Below are 18,881 nucleotides of genomic sequence, written 5' to 3' on the forward strand. Positions count from 1 at the left end.
GGAGGAGGGAACTATGGGTTTGTTTGGAATCCTGCTCGTTTTGCATATATTGGCTTCTATCGCTATCATGGGCCCCACTTTCGTTTTGCCCATCATTCGAAGATCTGCTAGAACCGTCGGCCAGCTGCACTTTGCTTTCGGCATAGCAACCAAGCTTTCCAAAATACCCAAAATTGGCGGGACCGTCCTTATTTTAACCGGGGTTTGGCTTATGATCATAACCAAGACGGGGTTCTCCCAAATGTGGCTGAATGTATCCATCCTTTTAGCGCTGCTCACGGTCGTCCTGATTGACGGATGGATCGAGCCCCGTGTGAACAAGATCGAGAAGAGCATTTCTGAAAATTATGACCAGGGTAATGAGATACCCGCCGAATTCGGACTGCTGATCAAAAAGATCGTGCCCATCGAGACGGCAGCGCAGCTGCTGATGATTGCCATACTGGTGCTTATGGTCATGAAGCCATTTTAAAGGGCAGATGGGGACAACAAACCGATCGTAGAGTCATTAAACTGACTTAGAATCTCCTCAAGAAATTTTAAGGGCACCAGCCCATACACGTCACAGATTTCCATCATACATTATATGGCATCCGCCGATATGTCAAAAATGTATTCATTCTTCTCATTAATTCTAAGGAGATGGACAGATCCGTGAAGTCAGATGTGAGGCTTACTGGGCGAGTGATTTTTAGGGGTGACCCTGGGTATGAAGCAGCACGCAAAAATTGGGATCCACATACGGACAGATTTCCTAAGGTTTTTGTTTTTGCTCAGAAAACACAAGATGTGGCCAATGCCATTCGATGGGCTCGAAAAAATAAAGTCCCCTTGCGCCCGCGAAGCGGAAGGCACGCCTTGGAAGGCAATCTCTCGCAGGTCAATGGAGGAATCGTCATTGACGTCAGCGAAATGAAGAAAATTCGTCTGAACAAAAAGAGCAGCACAGCAGTAGTAGAGACCGGGAATCAGGTTGGCCGAATCGTCGATACGTTGGCTCGGCAGGGTTATATGGCCCCATTTGGCGACAGCCCAACGGTAGGGATCGGCGGCATTACGCCTGGTGGTGGAATCGGGCCGCTACAAAGAACGACCGGTCTCATCAGCGATAATTTAATCGAACTCGAAATGGTAGACGCTAAGGGGAGAATCATTCGAGCAAACAAAAAACAAAATTCCGACCTTCTATGGGCATCCCGTGGGGGAGGCGGCGGGAACTTCGGCGTTTATACCAAATACAAATTCAAGGTGCTGCGTGCTCCAAACAAAGCCACAGTATTTCGAATCACCTGGCCATGGGAGCAGTTTGAAAAAATCGTGAAGAAATGGCAGGTTTGGGCTCCGAACGCCAGCACCAAGCTCGGAAGTGAATTAAGCGTCGGTCCCAAAAAAGGCGGAAATGTCAGTATGCTGGGGATCTACCTAGGATCAAAACGCGAGGCGCTTATCCAACTCGAACCGATTCTAAGCGTTGGTACCCCGACGCAAAAAATCATTCGTTATCTGCCATACAGGGAAGCCACTAAATTTATGCTTGCCCCCGATCCGGTTCTTACACAAAGATTCAGTAACCAATTCTCAAGCGGCTTTGGCAGACGTCCATTTCCAGAGAAAGCCTATAAAGCCATGCGTGAGTTTCTGGAAAAAGCAGAGGGAGGAACGCCAGCCGGGTTCTTTTTCCTGAATTGGGGCGGCGCCGTAAGTCGGATCGCACCTAGAGCCACCGCATTCTACTGGCGCAAAGCTAAGTTCTACGTCGAATGGAACAGCTCTTGGGTGAATCCATCTCATGCAGCTAGAAATATCGCTTTGACCCGAAACACCCGAAAGAAGCTGCAGCCTTATATCGTAGGCTCCTATATTAACGTTCCAGACCAGGGCATTAAGAGTTCCGGGCCGGTCTATTATGGAAAGAACTATCCAAGATTGAGAAAAATAAAAGCAAAATATGACCCGAAAAATGTATTTAACAATCCACAGAGCATTCCTCCAGCTTAACGAGAACCAATCAATAAGAGTAAATCGAAATCGTTGGTTTCAGGCAGCCGTTAATGATATCGGCTGCCTTTATTGAGCTAGCGAGCAGGGAAGGAGACTTGTCTATTCGCCTGAGACGCCAAACTTAAGTATTCGATCCCCAATCTCATCCCGAACCTTTTGGAACACAGCCCACTTTTCTTCATCCGTGCCCTGAGCTTTCGCAGGATCATCAAATCCCCAATGAACTCTTTTTACTGTCGGCGGGGTAACAGGGCATTTATTTGCAGCATCCCCGCATAGCGTTACAACCATATCCGCTTGGTTAAGAATTTCCGGATCAACCACATCGGAGGTTTGGTGGGAAATGTCGATCCCTACCTCATTCATGGCTCGAACAGCATTGGGATTCAGCCCGTGAGCTTCGATACCAGCACTGTATACATTCCAGCTGCTCCCTAGATGCTGTTTAGCCCAACCTTCAGCCATCTGACTGCGGCATGAGTTGCCGGTGCAGAGAAAGTATATGGTTTTCTTCTCCACGAATCATCGTCTCCTTTTATATAAAAACTACAAAACTGCTAACCACAAATAGAGCCCAAGCAAGGTTATAAACAGCGTTGGGACCGTGAGAATAATCCCGGTCTTAAAGTAAGTTCCCCAAGAAATTTTGACCCCTTTGGTAGAAAGCACATGAAGCCATAGCAATGTTGCCAATGAACCAACCGGCGTGATTTTAGGCCCCAAATCAGAGCCGATCACGTTAGCATAAATTAATGCTTCCCGAATCGTTCCAGACGTCTGGGTAGCATCAATGGCTAGCGCATCAATCATGACGGTAGGCAAATTGTTCATGACCGATGACAGAAGAGCGGCAATGAACCCCATACCCATTGTCGCCACAAATAATCCTTGGTCAGCAACGGTTTGTATAGCTATTGCGAGCAAATCGGTAAGTCCCGCATTTCGGAGACCATACACCACGACATACATGCCGATAGAGAAAAAGACAATTGCCCAAGGGGCTCCTATGAGGACTTCTTTCGTTGGGACCACCCGACTGCGCTGGGCAAGTAATAGGAACATAAGAGCGATGACACCAGCTATAAGGGATACAGGGATATTCAGAAACTCGCTGATAAAGTACCCAATTAAAAGAACGATTAGAACATACCAAGACATCCGGAACATGAAGGGATCCTTGATGGCATCGGCAGGCTCCTTCAAGCGGGTGGCTTCAAACTGCCGCGGAATACTTTTACGGAAGAAGAAATACAGGACCAAGATGCTGGCGATCAGTGAAAATAAATTCGGAATGATCATTCGGCCAGCGTATTCCCCGAACCCGATTCCAAAGAAATCAGCGGATACGATATTGACCAAGTTGCTCACGACGAGCGGAAGTGAAGTGGTGTCCGCGATAAACCCACTCGCGATAATGAAAGGGAATACCTTTTTTTCATCAAAGTTAAGCGCCCTTACCATGGCCAATACGATCGGTGTCAAAATGAGGGCTGCTCCGTCATTCGCAAAAAAGGCAGCGACAACAGCACCCAGAATGCTGACGTATACAAACATGCGGATGCCGTTTTCACGAGCAGCTCTTGCCATATGTAGGGCAGCCCACTCAAAGAATCCAATCCTATCTAAGATTAGAGAGATGATGATGATCGCAACGAAAGCTAACGTGGCATTCCAGACCATTTGGGTAACATCCCAGACGTCATGGACACTAACTACCCCGGCAAGTAACGCCAGCACAGCACCGCCGCAGGCTGACCATCCGATGGATAAATTTCTGGGCTGCCAGATAACCAAGGTTAAGGTAATCAAAAAAATAATACTAGCTAATACAACAGTTGCCATCTCGTCCTCCGTTTGCTTCAAAGTCTGTGTCATCGATGAACGACGGAAATCATTATATAACCATATACTTATATAAACAACAAGAAAAAACTTCAGAATGCTGCAAAAGCCTCATTCGCAAACCGAAGTTATTTCTTTTTTGTTAAGCGCAGTTAGAATGGTCTTAGAATTAGGCGTATACTCGAGCACCGACCTAATGTATGGTGGAACATCTACACTCAAGGAATAATATACCCACTGACCGCGTTTATCTTCTTTTACTAGGCCCTGGGATTTTAATTTTCTTAAATGCTGACTTACGCCGGGTTGAGAAATCTCCAGGATATCAACGAGTTCGCATACGCAAAATTCCCGGTCCCTCAACAAGGACAAAATGGTGAGACGGGTACCATCGCTTAGCAGCTTCAACTTATCAGCCATTTCGTAGATTTGCTCCAAACCAACACCTCCTTATCTGATCAACCATTTCTCACATAAGTAAACGGTTATATAATATTCGGATTCCGGTAGAAAATCAAATGAAAGATAAGTCTTTGATTTCTTACCCAAATAACATTTGCATATTGCAAATGTTTCGTGTATAAATGAATCAAGAGGTGAACAGAACAATGGAAAGCACTCGCGAACTATTTCAGATTATGACACGCCGTTTCGGCTTATTGAACAAAAATTGCTGCACTGTGGGTGGTAATGACATCACTCCTGTCCAAAGCCATATTTTGTTCGAAGTCGACCGTCAGCATAATCCTTCGATCCAGCAAATCGCAGAAACATTGGGGACCGATATTACAACATTCAGCAGACAAGTACAGTCTCTAATCAAAATGAATTTAATTAAAAAGACACCTGATCCTGCCGATCGCCGGGTATCGACCCTCTCCTTAACGGTTGAAGGGAAGTACGTAGCTACAACGATCGACCAACAGATGAATGCTTATCTTGATGAAATATTCTCATTTATGACCGAATTCGAGAAAGAGACGGTCCTTCGTTCCATCAAGTTAATGAATGAGGCAATGGCTAAATCTGATAATTGCTGCAGACCCATTATTGGGTAAATTTTTTTACCTTCAAATACTTGTATAATGCAAATAATGAACGAAGGGGGGCTTTAAAATGGCATCCGTTTTAGCATCAATTGTTATCGGAGGCGGGCAGGCCGGTATGGCTTCCGGGTATTACTTGAAGCAAAACGGGCTCAAGTTTTTGATCTTGAAAGCAGGCGAGCATGCAGCTGGTTCTTGGCCGCATTATTACGATAGTTTAAAGCTGTTTTCGCCAGTAAGGTTGTCCTCATTGCCAGGTATGAGGATATCTGGAGCTGCAACCCACTATCCGTCACAAAATGAGGTGATTCAGTATTTTCCCATAGGGGCTCTTGGCACTGAGGGAAAACCGATACAGACAGCAGGAATAAGCCTTACCGCTCCAGGACTTTATTATGTCGGTTTGGAAGGACAGCGTTCCTTCGCTTCCGCAACATTAAGGGGGGTGGGGCCGGACGAAAAATACGTTGTAAGCAAGCTAATGCGTTATTTGAAAATAAGAAATCATTTATAGGGAGGATCTTACCTATGTATTTAAATTGGTGGGACGAAGAATATCTTTTGAAGCAGCAGCAGCTCGAAGTTGAGCGAGCCAGTAGGGAAGCCTGGAAATGGAAAAAGCCAAAAGAGGGGGTGTTGAACCAACTTCTTTGGAGACGGCAACCTGCGAATTCAATAGCCTGTTGTACGCCTAGCTGTTGCTGATCTTATAAAAACTACTCGAAGGAGATGATCGAATGAATCAAGTAACGAACGATCAAATTCGCCAAAATGTACGTAACCGTTATAAACAAGTGGCTATTCAAGAAGGTAATGCTAGTTCGTGTTGTCAAACCGACATACAAACAACCAGCTGCTGCAGTACACCTTCCGACTTCAATTCGATCTCAAGTAAGCTTGGATATTCGAATGATGAACTAAGCGCGGTGCCTGAAGGTGCAAATCTTGGTTTGGGGTGCGGCAATCCCCAAGCTGTTGCGTCATTAAAGCCTGGTGAAGTCGTACTCGACTTAGGCAGCGGCGGGGGTTTTGACTGTTTCTTAGCGTCCCGCCAGGTGGGGGAGACCGGTAAAGTGATCGGCGTTGACATGACACCTGAAATGGTTAGCCGTGCACGTAACAATGCTATTAGAGGGGAGTATTCGAATACAGATTTTCGTTTGGGAGAAATTGAGCATCTTCCTGTCGCTGATAACACGGTGGACGTCATCATCTCAAACTGTGTTATCAACCTTTCGCCTGATAAGCAGCAGGTGTTTAATGATTCGTTTCGTGTTCTAAAAAGCGGCGGCAGGCTGGCGATTTCCGATATTGTGACAACAGCAGAGCTTCCTTCAGAAATAAAAAGCGACTTAGATGAACTTTATTCAGGTTGCATATCAGGAGCATCTTCAATTAGCGAAATTGAGACAATGCTTCAACAAAGCGGATTTACCGATATCTCCGTCGAACCGAAGGATGAGTCCAAAGATTTTATTAAGGATTGGGTTCAAGGATCCAATATCGAGGATTACATCGTATCAGCCGTAATCAAGGCAATCAAGCCTTAGATATTACTAAACACTTTTTTCGTTTAACGGAAAGGGCTGGGTTTTATACGCACAACAGAATATTGGGAAGCTGGCGTTTTTGAGAAGCAGGGTGTCACGGCTGGTAAGTTTATTGATATAATGATCATGGAAAAAAACGACTTACTTTAAGAGAAGATTTATGCTCCTGTAACGAAACAGGAGCTTTTTTATGTGTTCGATAACAACAAATCAATACCTTCTAAAAGAAAATAGCAGGTGAAGATTAAATCACTATTGATGATTTAGCTCTAAAAATGCTCGAAGCGCGCTGCTCACCGGGACGTCCCTGTGATAAATAAAATGCACCACGAGCTCACGATAGGACTTCGGAAGCGTCATGGCTTTCATGTTGCTCTCCTTGGAAAGCATTGCGGCATTGGACCTCGGAAGGAGAGCTACACCGAGTCCCGAAGCAACCCCTCCGATGACAGCTTCGAGCGAACCGAACTCGATGATACGCGGATGTTGGACTCCGGCTTCTGCCAGAAGCAGCTCCACTCTGGACCGGTGAGTACAGCCCGTCGATAAGATCAGCATTGGCTTGTGCAATTGCTCCTGCAGACTTTCGGCCCCAACTTCGGTGAGCAGCACCAGTTCTTCTTGATAGTAAGGGATCTGCTTCAGCTGAGGATGCGTTACAGGGCCGTACACGAAAGCCCCGTCAATTTCACGGTTAACTACTTGCTGCATAAGTACGCTGAAAGAGCTTTTATAATATTATAAGGGATCTTTGACATATGTACAAAATACGAGTTTTGTGAAACAGATGTCAGTTTAAAAACGCCCTGAGCGTTTTTTAGTCATTTCACAGTCAATCCATCAGCCATGACTCATCCATGTTCATTCTTACTTTCATACCTCTTTCTTACTCAACCATCCGGACATAATTCATAAATCTTGGCAATCAGTTCCTCGGAGTTCGTTCGGAACGTTTCATTAGCGTCGGCCCAAGACGACTTTAAGAAATATGATGCGTGAAACCGCCAGCCTTGATGATCCGGATTAAAGTCCATTTGAATTTCGCGTCCAGGCTTACCGTTATATATTCTGGATCCTGGTTTGCGCCAGCTGCCGATTTGCGTGATTCTGTCTCGATTTTGGCCTGTTATATATGTAAAGTTCTCATTATATGGAATGTTCTTCAAATAAAATTTCGGGCAGCCCACAGCAAACACTCGAATCTGCTGATCTCCGTAGTGTTCTTGCAACTCAAGCCCAGTCCGGTATGCGATCACGCCGCCGGCGCTGTGACCGATCAGAATCAACCGTTCCACATCGGCTGCATGCGCCCGTATGATGTGTGATGCTTCCTTAACTCGGCGCGATTGATCACGAACCAAGTCATAGCCTGCTTGACTCAATTGACGGGTCAACAGACGGATTAAAGCCGAACCTTGCTTGCCGTTGGCCAAACCATAGGGGAAAATCATCACAATTTTAGCATGACGAAATCTTTTCGCAATCTCATTGGCTGCGTCTTCAAAGTTATTCCGATATGTCAGGATACCGGCAAAAAAACACACCAGGGTGCGACACTTCTCCGTGCATGTGCTGCTTGGCGATATGTAAGCCTCTGTCATGATTTCCCCCTACTTAATTTATCGACTCATTATGTGAAATTTATAACAATCCTTACTTATAAACGTTTAAACGCTGCCGATTGCCGGTACGCTATGCAACTGTCCCTTAATCTAGAGTTTATCACGCCATATTTACTAAAGCATTGTTTCATTCGAGCTTGAATCCGAATCTCTATAGAAAAAATTAGGCGTCACGATCCGATTGTCATATGAACGATGAAAGATATGTGTCGTGGCGGGCGACAGCGGCGGAATAAGCCACGTCCAGTCCCCTGTTACCGGACAGCCTCTCTTATCCTCATTTGACTCGAAGCGTTTAAATTGCTTGGCAGCTGTATGATGATCTACAATCGTAACCCCATTCTTCTTATAAGAGTACAAAACAGCCACATTCAATTCAACAAGCGCACGATCGCGCCATAGCGTAGATTCATGCGTTGCAGGCAGCCCCATGATCTCGGATAGTGCCGGCAGCAGGTTATACCTCTGCTCATCCGCCAAGTTGCGAGCGCCAATCTCCGTTCCCATGTACCAACCGTTGAAAGGAGCCGCCGTATAAGAAATACCACCAATTTCAAGCCGCATGTCGGACACAATCGGCACTCCGTACCACCGAATGCCGAGCTCCTGCAACTGCGGGTATTCCGGGTGTTCAATCGGCACCTCGAGCACAAGCTCCTTGGGGATATCAAACCAACGGGGTTCCTTTCCTTGTGCGCTTATCACCAGCGGCAACACATCGAATGGCGTTTTCTTTCCCTCCCAGCCGAGCGAATGACATAACGATGTCAACGCAAGCGAATCCGGGTCCCCAACCATCCCATCATCCGTCTCATAGCCAGCATATCGTATAAGCTGACGATTCCATATTCGCGCATCGGATTTATGCTTCAGAGGATCTGCCGGTCTAAAAACGGTTATTGCAGGACGGATTTGGCCGCCATTCGTAGCGTATGCTATATGCTTGAACAAAGCATCCGCCATCTCCTCATCGGTAGTGACATGACGGGCATCAAACACGGTAAGTCCTTCCCAAAACAAGCGGCCAATGCAGCGATTGCTGTTTCTCCAAGCCATGCGGCAGCCATGGGTTAACTCCTCATAGGTATGCTCGTATGTACCCGACTCCATGATTTGCGTTTGTACTTCAGCCAGGCGTTGATTCAATTCAGCTTCCGGTTTATGTAATTCAGTGTAACATGCTTGTATAAAATGGGCGGCCTCAAGCTTAAGCCGTTCCAGACCCAATCCGTGTTCTTGTACCTGTACCAAAATCATCTTGCTCCTCTCATCGCTCCTCAAGCCTTCAGGAATATACTACCTTGAAGTCCAGCCAACGATCAAACCCATCCGCCTATTGTTCGGATTTTGCTCACATCTAGTCATCTCATCAAGCACAATACAAAAAAAGAACCTCAATCCAAAGACGGATTAAGGTTCTTCTGTGAACCGATCATCAATGAAAATTGAGAGATCGATCTCATCAATATAATTAAAGAATTAACTATGGACGAGTTCTTTTTCGCTTAGACCAAGCGTCTTCGCAGTGGAGTGATGAATTTCTTGCAGCAGCTCAGGCTGATCCACGAGGGATACACCGTAAGAAGGAATCATTTCTTTAATCTTCGGCTCCCACTCCTTCATATGCTGAGGGAAGCACTTCTGCAGCACTTCCAGCATAACGTGAACGGCCGTGGAAGCACCTGGCGAAGCGCCGAGCAATGCAGCGATCGAGCCGTCAGAAGCGCTAATGACTTCCGTACCGAATTGGAGCGTGCCTTTGCCGGCGTCCGTATCCTTGATAACCTGTACCCGCTGACCTGCTACGACAATTTCCCAATCCTCGCTCTTGGCGTTCGGGATGAACTCCCGCAACTCCTCCATTCGTTTTTCATTGGATAGCAGCACTTGCTGGATCAGGTATTTCGTCAGCGCCATCTCTTTAACGCCGGCTGCCAGCATTGTGAGCAGATTGTTCGGTTTAACGGAACGGATCAGGTCAAGATTGGAGCCCGTCTTCAGGAACTTCGGCGAGAAGCCGGCAAAAGGTCCAAACAGCAGGGTTTTCTTATTGTCGATGTATCTTGTATCCAGATGCGGAACCGACATTGGAGGAGCGCCAACCTTGGCTTTCCCATATACCTTGGCATGATGCTGCGCGACAACCTCCGGATTGTTGCATACCATGAATAGGCCGCTTACCGGGAAACCGCCGATATGCTTGGATTCGGGAATGCCCGTCTTCTGCAGTAAAGGCAGACTGCCTCCGCCTCCGCCGATGAAGACAAATTTCGCCGTATGCTCCTCTACTGAACCGGTGTCGATATTACGAACTTTAAGTTTCCAAGAACCGTCGCTGGTTCGTTTAATATCCTTCACCATATGCTTGTAGTGAACCTCAACGTTGTGACTCTTCAAATGGTCGAACAGCATGCGCGTTAAAGCGCCAAAGTTAACGTCCGTTCCGGAATCAATTTTGGTGGCCGCCATCGGTTCGCTGGAAGTCCGTCCTTCCATGATCAGCGGAATCCATTCCTTCAGTTTCTTCGGATCTTCGGAGTATTCCATTCCTTGAAACAATGGATTGTTTGACAGCGCTTCAAAACGTTTCTTTAAAAAGCTAACATTGCTCTCCCCTTGCACCAAACTCATATGAGGAATAGGCATAATAAAGTCCTGCGGATTGCGGATCAGATTGCTGCTAACCAGATAAGACCAGAACTGACGTGAAAGCTGAAACTGCTCATTAATTTTAATCGCTTTGCTGATATCTATAGATCCATCAGGTTTTTCGGATGTATAGTTAAGCTCGCACAACGCAGCATGTCCCGTGCCTGCATTATTCCATTCGTTGGAGCTCTCTTCCCCTGGACTTGCCAGTTTCTCAAATACGCTGATTTCCCACTCCGGCGCCAGCTCTTTCAGTAATGCTCCCAATGTCGCGCTCATGATTCCGGCACCAATTAAGATGACGTCTGTTTTTTTCTGAATGCTGCTCATGATATCCTTCCTTATCCACTATATTTGCAAAAAAAGAGTAGGCGCCGCCGCTTATAAAATCTAAGCAAAACGTCACCTCAACAAAGAACCAGTTCCGATGTAATGATCACCATATCATTCTAGTCTATTATAAATATTTATAGATTAAAATATCTACTACTATCTGATAATTATAAACGATTTCATGCTAGGGACAAGAACTTATCACATAAAATCACAAAAGCCGCCGATTTTTGGCGACTTTTGATCGATATATATGATCGATAGACATCTCAACCTGTGGTTGATCGACGGCATGTGATAAGGTGTAGAGCGTTTAGACCCGCAAAGCATTGCCCCCCTAATTACTTCTCAAACAAAGGAAGAACTTGGTGGAAAAGCTGCCTCTGGGCTTCTACGCTGTCTTCATTCCCAACCGTGCACTTACTCCCCAGTTCGAGAACCGATTCAACAAGCGGAGCAAGACCCGCAACGTCTTCCGCCGTTGTATTCAGCACCTCGTCCCTTTCTCTCTGCAAATCATCATCATCAAACTCGGAAAGATACGAGGCCAGCGCGTTCGCAGAAGCAGCTGCCGGGCTGTTCGCAGGCTCTAGTTCCCGGATCGCACCGATGATATAACGTGTCATCTCCTGGTCACTCGCCTTAAAGCTGCGTAAATAATCGGGGATTTGCGCATAAACCTCATATGTTCGAGCAAGGTTCGGATCCCGGTAGGATACCATATAGCTGTTACCGTCCCGCTGGAATCCGGTCATGCAGCCATAAGCTCCGCCCTTTACCCGGATCTGGTTCCATAAATAATCATAGGATAGAATCATTTTCAGTACGCGCAAAGATCCGGAATATTGATATCCCTTATCGATAAAGTTGCCTGTCTGGGCTGCATATTGGACCTCGGACGATGTCTTGAAGCCTTCATTGCGAAACTCCGGCGTGAAAATCACCGTATCCCGCTGCACCGGGTGATGAAACAGCTTCCCTTTAAACGCAGCCGCCAGGGGCTTTACCCTTGCTATGCCTTCTTGCTCTGCCGTATAGCTTACCAGCAGATTTTCAGGTCTGAAGATACAGCCGGCCAGCTCCTTCAACCGATGAATAAGCCCCTCCTTCTCCTCGTCAAAATGGCTCTCCAAATGCTCCAGCAGCCGGTAGTGCGAAATCCCGCCCACCCTATCGCGGAAACTGTACACGGCGGAATGATAGGACAACGCCCGCTCCCTTGCCGCCAAATGACCCGATGAAATCAGCTTCCGCTGTTCGCTGGATTTGAGCTGTGCGATCAACTCATACAGCCGTTTGGTATCGTCGAATTTCGAGGACAGGATCATTTCCTGGATCAATTCGAACGCGGAGCTCAGCTGACTGTACAGCACCTTCGCTTGAAATTCAAATACGGCTTTATAGCCATTAACCTGCTTTGTACTGCCGTATGCGTCGATGCTCGTGTGGATCCCGCCTGTATGAATATTAATCCGATTGGCCAGTTGATGGTAGCTGAAGCGCTCTGTGTCGACGGATCCGATTACCCCCTCCAATACGCCGGCATAGGCAAGTAATTCCTGTGGAACGTTCGACAGATCAAAGCATAACCGCAAATAACCGATTCCGTTTGTGAACAGTGGGTGATATAAGATCGTGGTATCGTCCAATCGATCAAGCTCCAGGCCGAGCTTTGGCGATTTCGGATCCAAATCCTCCCGCGAAAGCAAGGGGATCGTTGCCGACTGCTCCTTCGTCGAAGGTTCATTCTGGTATGCCTTAAGAGCCTTGGTGCGATCGACGAGCTGCTGCAGCTCATCCGGGTTCAACTGATCCCGGTAAGTTTGAAGACGAGCTCTGAGCTTCTGCTCTTTTTTGATGCTCAGCCCGCTTTCCGGAACGACAGAGACAATGGATGCATGCGTATTTCGGATCAAATACCGCTCAATCAGCCCCTCGAAATACCGTTTATCCATGTTTTCTCTGAGCCGGTTAAAGATATGATGATTTTCCAAATGTACAAATGGAGCGTTATCATCATAAAGCCAGCTCCCGAGCGCTTGCAGCGCATAACTTAAGCCCTTCGGGTAACGGCCGAAATCGGCTTCGCGGTATTGAAATTCGTATAGGCTGATGCCGGCAAGCAGTGAATCCCTGTCGATACCATTGCTTACCAGGTCATTCAATACATTCGTAATCGTATCGACGAATTGATCCCGATCCCTCTGATTGCTCCCCTTCGCAACGATGCTGAAGAACGGCTGATAGACTCGGCTCTGATAGGTTCCATACACTTCCTTCGCAATCCCTTGGTCCAGGATGGATTGTCGAAGCGGGGCGCCTTGCGATCCCAGCAGCGCATAATGCAATATTTGAAAAGCGATCGTCAGCTCAGGATCCAGGCTCGTTCCAATCACCGCATTATACGTCAAATAAGAGCGATTCTCCTCCGATTCTCCGCTTCCGATCGGGTACGTCCTCACGGCTTCTGCCCGTTGATGAAACGGAGCTTGAAGCGCGATGTCCGAAGCTGCGTCAGCACGGTCATAATGAGCAAGATACGCCTCGTCAAGCCACTTTAGCTTTCCCTCCATATCCATGTTTCCATATAAATAAATGTAGCTGTTGGAAGGATGGTAATATTTCGAGTGATACGCCAGCAGCTCCTGGTATTGCAGGTTAGGAATATCGTCCGGATGTCCGCCGGATTCATAGGAGTAGATCGTATCCGGAAACAGCGTGTTCAACACGGACCGGTATACGACCCGTTCAGGCGCGGAAAAGGCGCCCTTCATTTCGTTGTACACGACACCGTTATATTTAAGCTCCGCATCCACCGCTTCCAGATTGTAATTCCAGCCCTCCTGAAGAAATATTTCTTCTTGATGGTGAATATTGGGATGAAGAACCGCATCCATGTAAACATCCATCAGGTTCTGGAAGTCTTGATCATTTCGGCTCGCTACCGGATAAATCGTTTTATCCGCGAAGGTCATCGCATTCAGAAAGGTGTTCAAGGAGCCCTTAGCCAGTTCTACAAAAGAATCCTTGGCAGGAAACTTGCGTGACCCGCAAAGAACGGCATGCTCCAAAATATGCGTTAGCCCCGTATTGTCAACCGGCGGCGTCCGAAATCCGATCGTAAATACTTTATTCTCATCGTCATTCGAGAGCAGAATGATTCTGGCCCCGCTGCGCTTGTGCTCAAGCAAGGCTCCATCCGACTGGATATCCTTCAGTCTTCGATGCTGCAATACTTGATATGACGTTAATGAATCCAGTGTCTTCATAATCGTAACCTCCATGACCGTCTCCATGTTGAGTACGGTAATTTGTATGTTTCATTTTTTATTATTCCGTGATCGGGTGCAGCCTCCCCTTCCATATAAACATTCGACATGTCTGCCGCAGCTCCTCCGCTCATCTCTACCGATGAGGAGCGTCTTGGGCATCGTTATATACAAGAATCCCATATGTGTCATCTAAGGTTAAGTGATTCAACCCGCTCTCGATGGGTTCACTACCACAATTGATAAAAATTACAAACAGTGGAAATACTGAGTCAAAATATTCAATTGCTATGAGCACCGTTAAATCGGGAAAGGTGTGAACATCCATGTCTTTTTCCAAATGGCAGGGGTCCAACCGGTCAAGAAAGGGTAAATCCGCTGACAAACCGGTGACAAAGCAGGTAGAGGGTCGGAACATCTCCGAAAGTCTAGAGGAAACGACGTCAAGCATCAAGGATCTCCTCGGGGGCAGCGACGATTTTATCGTCCATTCCTTCCAGATATTCGGACAGCATGGTGCGGTCCTGTTTTATTTCACCGATATTACGGACCATGTCGTGATCAATAATACAATATTGAAGCCGCTCAAGTACGGTCCCCCCCATATCGATGTGGAGAGCATCCCGCTTCATGCGCTGAGGGATACATTATTAGAGGATACGCTTTATCATAGCGAAGGATTCGCCGAACGAAATATTTCAATACTAATTGACAGTCTGCTGCGCGGGCAATCCGTCGTCGTCATCGATGGGCTGAACGAGGCAATCGTCATCGAAACCCGTAAGATTTCCCAGAGATCGATCGAACAGCCAGCCACGGAACAAGTCATTCGAGGGGCCCGGGAAGGCTTCATTGAATCCTTGGGAACGAATATCTCCCTTCTTCGATACCGTCTGCAGACGCCGGATTTCCGGGTGAAATCCATGCAGATCGGAACGAAGACCAAATCCAAGGTTGCCGTCTGTTACATGGAGGGCATCACCAATCCGGGCATTGTTCAAGAAGTAAATAAACGCCTATCCACCATCGATATTGATGCCGTGCTCGATGCCGGCTACTTGGAGCAATTTATTGAAGACAACCACTGGTCGCCGTTTCCCCAGATTCAATATACGGAGCGGCCGGATAAAGTCGTAGCCAATCTGCTCGAAGGAAGAGTAGCTATTATGGTGGATGGATCACCGATGGCTCTCATCGTACCGACCGTCTTTAGCCAGTTCTACCAGACCGTCGAAGACTATACCGAACGGTATGTCTTGATGAGCGCGATCCGGATGTCCAGGCTCGTTGCCCTTATCTTCTCATTAGTCTTCCCTTCGCTATATGTAGCGATCATTTCATTCAATCCGGAATTGATCCCTACCGAATTTGCCGTTGCGGTAGCGGGCGGACGAGCAGGTGTACCTTTTCCAGCGGTCATTGAAGTGTTGGTCATCGAAATTTCCATGGAGGTTTTGCGTGAAGCGACGATTCGTCTGCCACAGCAGGTTGGCGGTGCCTTATCGATCGTTGGGGTGCTCGTCATTGGACAGGCTGCGGTTGCTGCAGGCTTCTCAAGCCCGATCACCGTCGTCATCATTGCTCTGACAACCATCGGGTCATTCGCTACACCCGCATACAATGCAGCGCTCGCACTCCGGATTCTGCGGTTCCCATTAATCATTTTGGCCGGCGTGTTCGGTCTCTATGGCGTTATGGTCGGGCTTATTCTCATTACGAATCACCTGCTGTCGCTCAAATCGTTTGGCGTTCCTTACTTGAGCCCTTTCGTTCCGGGCAACGTTCAGGGCATGCGCGATTTGCTGACGCGAGGACCACTGTGGAAAATGAAGAACAGGCCTTCCTTCCTCCACACGCAGGACATCACAAGATTGGGCGACAACATGATTGACCAAGTCGATCATGCTTCAAATAACATCATGAGTTCCACCCATCCTAACGGAGAAAAGGGGCGTTAAACGATGAATAATCAGCGCCAAGTAACCGTATTGCAGGCATCGGCAATCACGATCAGCACGATCGTGGGGGTCGGCGTCCTAGCACTCCCTCTTGGGGCGGCACGCGCAGCGGACGCCGGAGCCCCACTTGTCACATTTTTGGGGATGGCGCTCGCCTTTGTCGGTTTATTTTTCATGACCCGCCTGGGCATGCGATTCCCCAATGATTCGTACATCCAATATAGTGAAGTCATCATGGGCAGGTGGCTCGGCACGATTGGAAACCTTGTATCCATCGTCTTCTTTGGCGTATTGTGCTCGCTGGTGGCAAGAGAATTCGGTGAGGTTGTCGTCACAGCCGTGCTCAAGAATACGCCGCTGGAAGTGACCGTACTCGTGATGCTGCTTCTGGCAGCCCTCTCCTCACGCAAGAACATCATGTCTTTTGCCTACATCCACTTATTTTACAGCCCATTTATTCTCGTACCCGCATTGCTGATTGTCGCCCTTTCCTTAAAGAGCGCCAACATCATCAACGTGCTTCCGGTCTGGGGGAACGACCCGAGCGGGATCCCAATGGGGATCATTACGCTCTCCACGATGTTTCAGGGTTACTTTATTATGATGATGGTCATCCCCGCCATGTGCAGACCCGAGAAGGCGATGCGGGCAAGCTTTTGGGCAATGCTGGTGACGGGCTTGCTGTATACATTGATCGTTATCGCAACCGTCGGCGTGTTCGGTGCGGAAGAAACGAAGACACTGCTCTGGCCGACACTCGAGCTGGCCAAGGCGACCTCACTGCCCGCCAATGTGCTGGAGCGCTTGGATGCAGTATTTCTTGCCGTATGGGTTACGGCCGTATTTACCTCCTTGTTCTCTTGTTATTACTTTACCATCTATTCGATTAGCAAGATGTTGAAGCTGGCTGATCAAGGGATGCTGTCTTTTTTCATACTACCGATCTTGTTCGTGCTGGCGATGCTTCCCCAGAGCTTGCTTCAATTAAATGAATGGAATGCCGTCATATCCAAGTTCGGACTGCTGATAACCATTGTGTACCCAGGCGTGCTGCTGACGATCTCGAAGCTGCGCAAAAAAAGAGGTGCTTCCCGATGATCGGTGAAATCTACAGCGGTTATCTGTATGTCGCCATTGCGATTTGGATCTTGACCGGGTTATTTAATCTTGTTGTCGATACCCGCAAATATGATCAATCGAAGATGGACAAGGAGAAGAAAGTATCGCGCGTCCTAGGCTGGATCAACATCGTGTCAGGCATCGTCATTTTTTTGGGGGCTATGACGTTAAAAATCATTTTATGAGCGTGACGATATGGATCAATCCCGGGGAAGGAAGATTTCTATGAGAGAACATGCATCCGTAGATTACAAGCTGAGAATCATCATGACCCTTCTCCTCCTAGCATCGCTGCTAACAGGCTGTTGGGATCGCATGGAGCTTGAGGAGCGTGCCGTCGTCCTTGGCATATCCATAGACACCGCCGGGCCGGATGCGGCGAAGAAGGAAGACGAGGTATCCCACCTCATGGGGAAATATCCCGCTCCAAAACAGAGCATGATTCAGTTGTCCGTGCAGATCGCTCTGCCGGGGCGTATCCCCCTCGGGCCTGGCGAGAGCGGCGGCAGCAGCGACGGTGGTGGAAAACAGACCGTGTGGGTGCTCAGTGTCGTCGGTCATACGATCGATGATGCCATGATGAACTTACAGCAGCAGATATCGGGAAAATTGTTTTTCGGCCACCTCCGTGTCATCGTCATCTCCGAGGAAATTGCAAGGAAAGGTATCCAAAATATAAACGATTATCTTGTACGCCGAATGGCATGGATGATGGTGTCGAAAGGAAAAGCAAAGGCGCTGATGGAAGCTGCTCCGAAATTGGAGCGCGTCCCGACGCTGTACTTGGCATCCACGTTAGACGATGCCGTTAGGCATGGGAAATTCCCGACCAATTACATTGGAACGTTCTGGAGCAATTCCTCGAAGAAGGGTCAAGAAGGATTCCTCCCTTACATTCAAATCATGGAAGGTGAGAATGTTCAAATCAGCGGGATCGCTTACTTTAAGGGGGAGAGGATGGTCGGCACGACAAAGCCGTTTGAAATTGCCGGATATTTGGTCATCAAGGGAATCAGCCCGGCGGGATACCGGGGGATCATCCATTTGGGCGATGACTCGCAAATCGTTACGATCCATGCGACAAACCGGGAAGCAACGACGACGGTTAAGATCAAGGACGGCGTCCCCCACTTTACGATCACGGCAATGACGGAGGTCAACGTCGAAGAGAAGAATGAAGAAGTGATACCGATCAATTCATCCCGGATCCTTGAGGAAATCGCCTCAGAGAATGAACGTTCCGTCAAAGAGCTGGTCCTCGGGCTTCTTCGAAAGACCCAGGAGAAGGAATCGGACATCTTCGGATTCGGCGAGCTCGTACGGGCAACAAAGCCGACGTATTGGAATCGGAACGTTCGGACGGCCGACCGGTGGCAAAAGCTCTATAAGGAATCTACATTCGAAATCCATGTGACATCAAAAGTTCGCAGAGTCGGAATGAAAGCAGAGTAAGGTTTTTCCGACCAAAGCGTATACCGGCTGAGCTCTGAAT

General features: G+C 47.8%; 17 protein-coding genes. 9 read left to right on the forward strand and 8 right to left on the reverse strand.

Annotated elements, in window-relative coordinates; translation table 11 throughout:
* Nucleotides 1-13 precede the first annotated feature (13 nt).
* A complete protein-coding gene (locus NST08_RS16005) occupies nt 14-472 on the forward strand; it encodes a DUF2269 family protein (RefSeq protein WP_341033357.1) in 459 nt (152 codons plus the stop codon).
* 170 nt (nt 473-642) lie between these two features.
* Nucleotides 643-1,998 carry an FAD-binding oxidoreductase gene (locus tag NST08_RS16010; RefSeq protein ID WP_341341978.1) on the forward strand — a complete coding sequence of 452 codons (1,356 nt, stop codon included), beginning with the start codon at nt 643-645 and terminating at the stop codon, nt 1,996-1,998.
* 102 nt (nt 1,999-2,100) lie between these two features.
* Here NST08_RS16010 and arsC read toward each other — a convergent pair whose 3' ends face one another.
* Genes arsC through NST08_RS16025 form a run of 3 tightly spaced genes read right to left on the reverse strand, consistent with a single transcriptional unit; the run spans nt 2,101 to nt 4,281 of the window.
* Nucleotides 2,101-2,520, reverse strand: a complete 420-nt coding sequence (arsC, locus tag NST08_RS16015) for an arsenate reductase (thioredoxin) (RefSeq protein ID WP_341341979.1) — start codon at nt 2,518-2,520, stop codon at nt 2,101-2,103.
* A 27-nt stretch (nt 2,521-2,547) separates the two neighbouring features.
* Entirely contained in the window at nt 2,548-3,942 is a 1,395-nt protein-coding gene (locus NST08_RS16020; RefSeq protein WP_340901458.1) for an arsenic transporter, read from the reverse strand.
* Nucleotides 3,943-3,954: 12 nt separating this feature from the next.
* Complete coding sequence (locus NST08_RS16025; protein WP_007128044.1) at nt 3,955-4,281, reverse strand: ArsR/SmtB family transcription factor; 327 nt, start codon at nt 4,279-4,281, stop codon at nt 3,955-3,957.
* Between the two features lie 170 nt (nt 4,282-4,451).
* Here NST08_RS16025 and NST08_RS16030 point away from each other — a divergent pair, with 170 nt between their 5' ends.
* The 3 genes from NST08_RS16030 to NST08_RS16040 all read left to right on the forward strand — a co-directional run bounded on the left by NST08_RS16030 (nt 4,452) and on the right by NST08_RS16040 (nt 6,439).
* Entirely contained in the window at nt 4,452-4,901 is a 450-nt protein-coding gene (locus NST08_RS16030) for a MarR family winged helix-turn-helix transcriptional regulator (RefSeq protein WP_007128043.1), read from the forward strand.
* A gap of 58 nt (nt 4,902-4,959) precedes the next feature.
* On the forward strand, nt 4,960-5,403 hold the full coding sequence (locus NST08_RS16035) for an NAD(P)-binding domain-containing protein (protein WP_007128042.1): 444 nt from the start codon (nt 4,960-4,962) through the stop codon (nt 5,401-5,403).
* 223 nt (nt 5,404-5,626) lie between these two features.
* Nucleotides 5,627-6,439: an arsenite methyltransferase gene (locus NST08_RS16040; protein ID WP_210094859.1), complete on the forward strand. Its 813-nt coding sequence runs from the start codon at nt 5,627-5,629 to the stop codon at nt 6,437-6,439.
* Nucleotides 6,440-6,691: 252 nt separating this feature from the next.
* On the opposite strand, the gene NST08_RS16045 is transcribed toward NST08_RS16040, so the two are convergent.
* The 5 genes from NST08_RS16045 to NST08_RS16065 form a co-directional block, all read right to left on the reverse strand.
* Nucleotides 6,692-7,150: a LysR substrate-binding domain-containing protein gene (locus NST08_RS16045; protein ID WP_341341980.1), complete on the reverse strand. Its 459-nt coding sequence runs from the start codon at nt 7,148-7,150 to the stop codon at nt 6,692-6,694.
* Nucleotides 7,151-7,329: 179 nt separating this feature from the next.
* Nucleotides 7,330-8,040, reverse strand: a complete 711-nt coding sequence (locus tag NST08_RS16050; protein ID WP_028404304.1) for a lipase family protein — start codon at nt 8,038-8,040, stop codon at nt 7,330-7,332.
* Between the two features lie 135 nt (nt 8,041-8,175).
* A complete protein-coding gene (locus NST08_RS16055; RefSeq protein ID WP_051425038.1) occupies nt 8,176-9,318 on the reverse strand; it encodes a nitric oxide synthase oxygenase in 1,143 nt (380 codons plus the stop codon).
* A gap of 222 nt (nt 9,319-9,540) precedes the next feature.
* Complete coding sequence (locus NST08_RS16060; RefSeq protein WP_028404302.1) at nt 9,541-11,040, reverse strand: malate:quinone oxidoreductase; 1,500 nt, start codon at nt 11,038-11,040, stop codon at nt 9,541-9,543.
* A gap of 344 nt (nt 11,041-11,384) precedes the next feature.
* On the reverse strand, nt 11,385-14,312 hold the full coding sequence (locus NST08_RS16065; protein WP_210095498.1) for an insulinase family protein: 2,928 nt from the start codon (nt 14,310-14,312) through the stop codon (nt 11,385-11,387).
* Between the two features lie 326 nt (nt 14,313-14,638).
* On the opposite strand from NST08_RS16065, the gene NST08_RS16070 reads away from it, so the two are divergent.
* The 4 genes from NST08_RS16070 to NST08_RS16085 are packed head-to-tail and all read left to right on the forward strand — an operon-like array spanning nt 14,639 to nt 18,841.
* Nucleotides 14,639-16,270 (forward strand): spore germination protein, encoded by a 1,632-nt coding sequence (locus NST08_RS16070; protein ID WP_210095497.1) that lies wholly within the window; start codon nt 14,639-14,641, stop codon nt 16,268-16,270.
* 3 nt (nt 16,271-16,273) lie between these two features.
* Entirely contained in the window at nt 16,274-17,368 is a 1,095-nt protein-coding gene (locus NST08_RS16075; RefSeq protein ID WP_007131407.1) for a GerAB/ArcD/ProY family transporter, read from the forward strand.
* Nucleotides 17,365-17,574 carry a CLC_0170 family protein gene (locus tag NST08_RS16080; RefSeq protein WP_007131406.1) on the forward strand — a complete coding sequence of 70 codons (210 nt, stop codon included), beginning with the start codon at nt 17,365-17,367 and terminating at the stop codon, nt 17,572-17,574. The genes NST08_RS16075 and NST08_RS16080 overlap by 4 nt, the downstream gene beginning before the upstream one ends.
* Nucleotides 17,575-17,614: 40 nt before the next feature.
* Entirely contained in the window at nt 17,615-18,841 is a 1,227-nt protein-coding gene (locus tag NST08_RS16085; protein ID WP_210095496.1) for a Ger(x)C family spore germination protein, read from the forward strand.
* The last annotated feature ends 40 nt before the right edge of the window (nt 18,842-18,881 follow it).

Source organism: Paenibacillus sp. FSL K6-1566 (assembly GCF_038050475.1).
GTDB lineage: Bacteria > Bacillota > Bacilli > Paenibacillales > Paenibacillaceae > Paenibacillus_AQ > Paenibacillus_AQ lactis.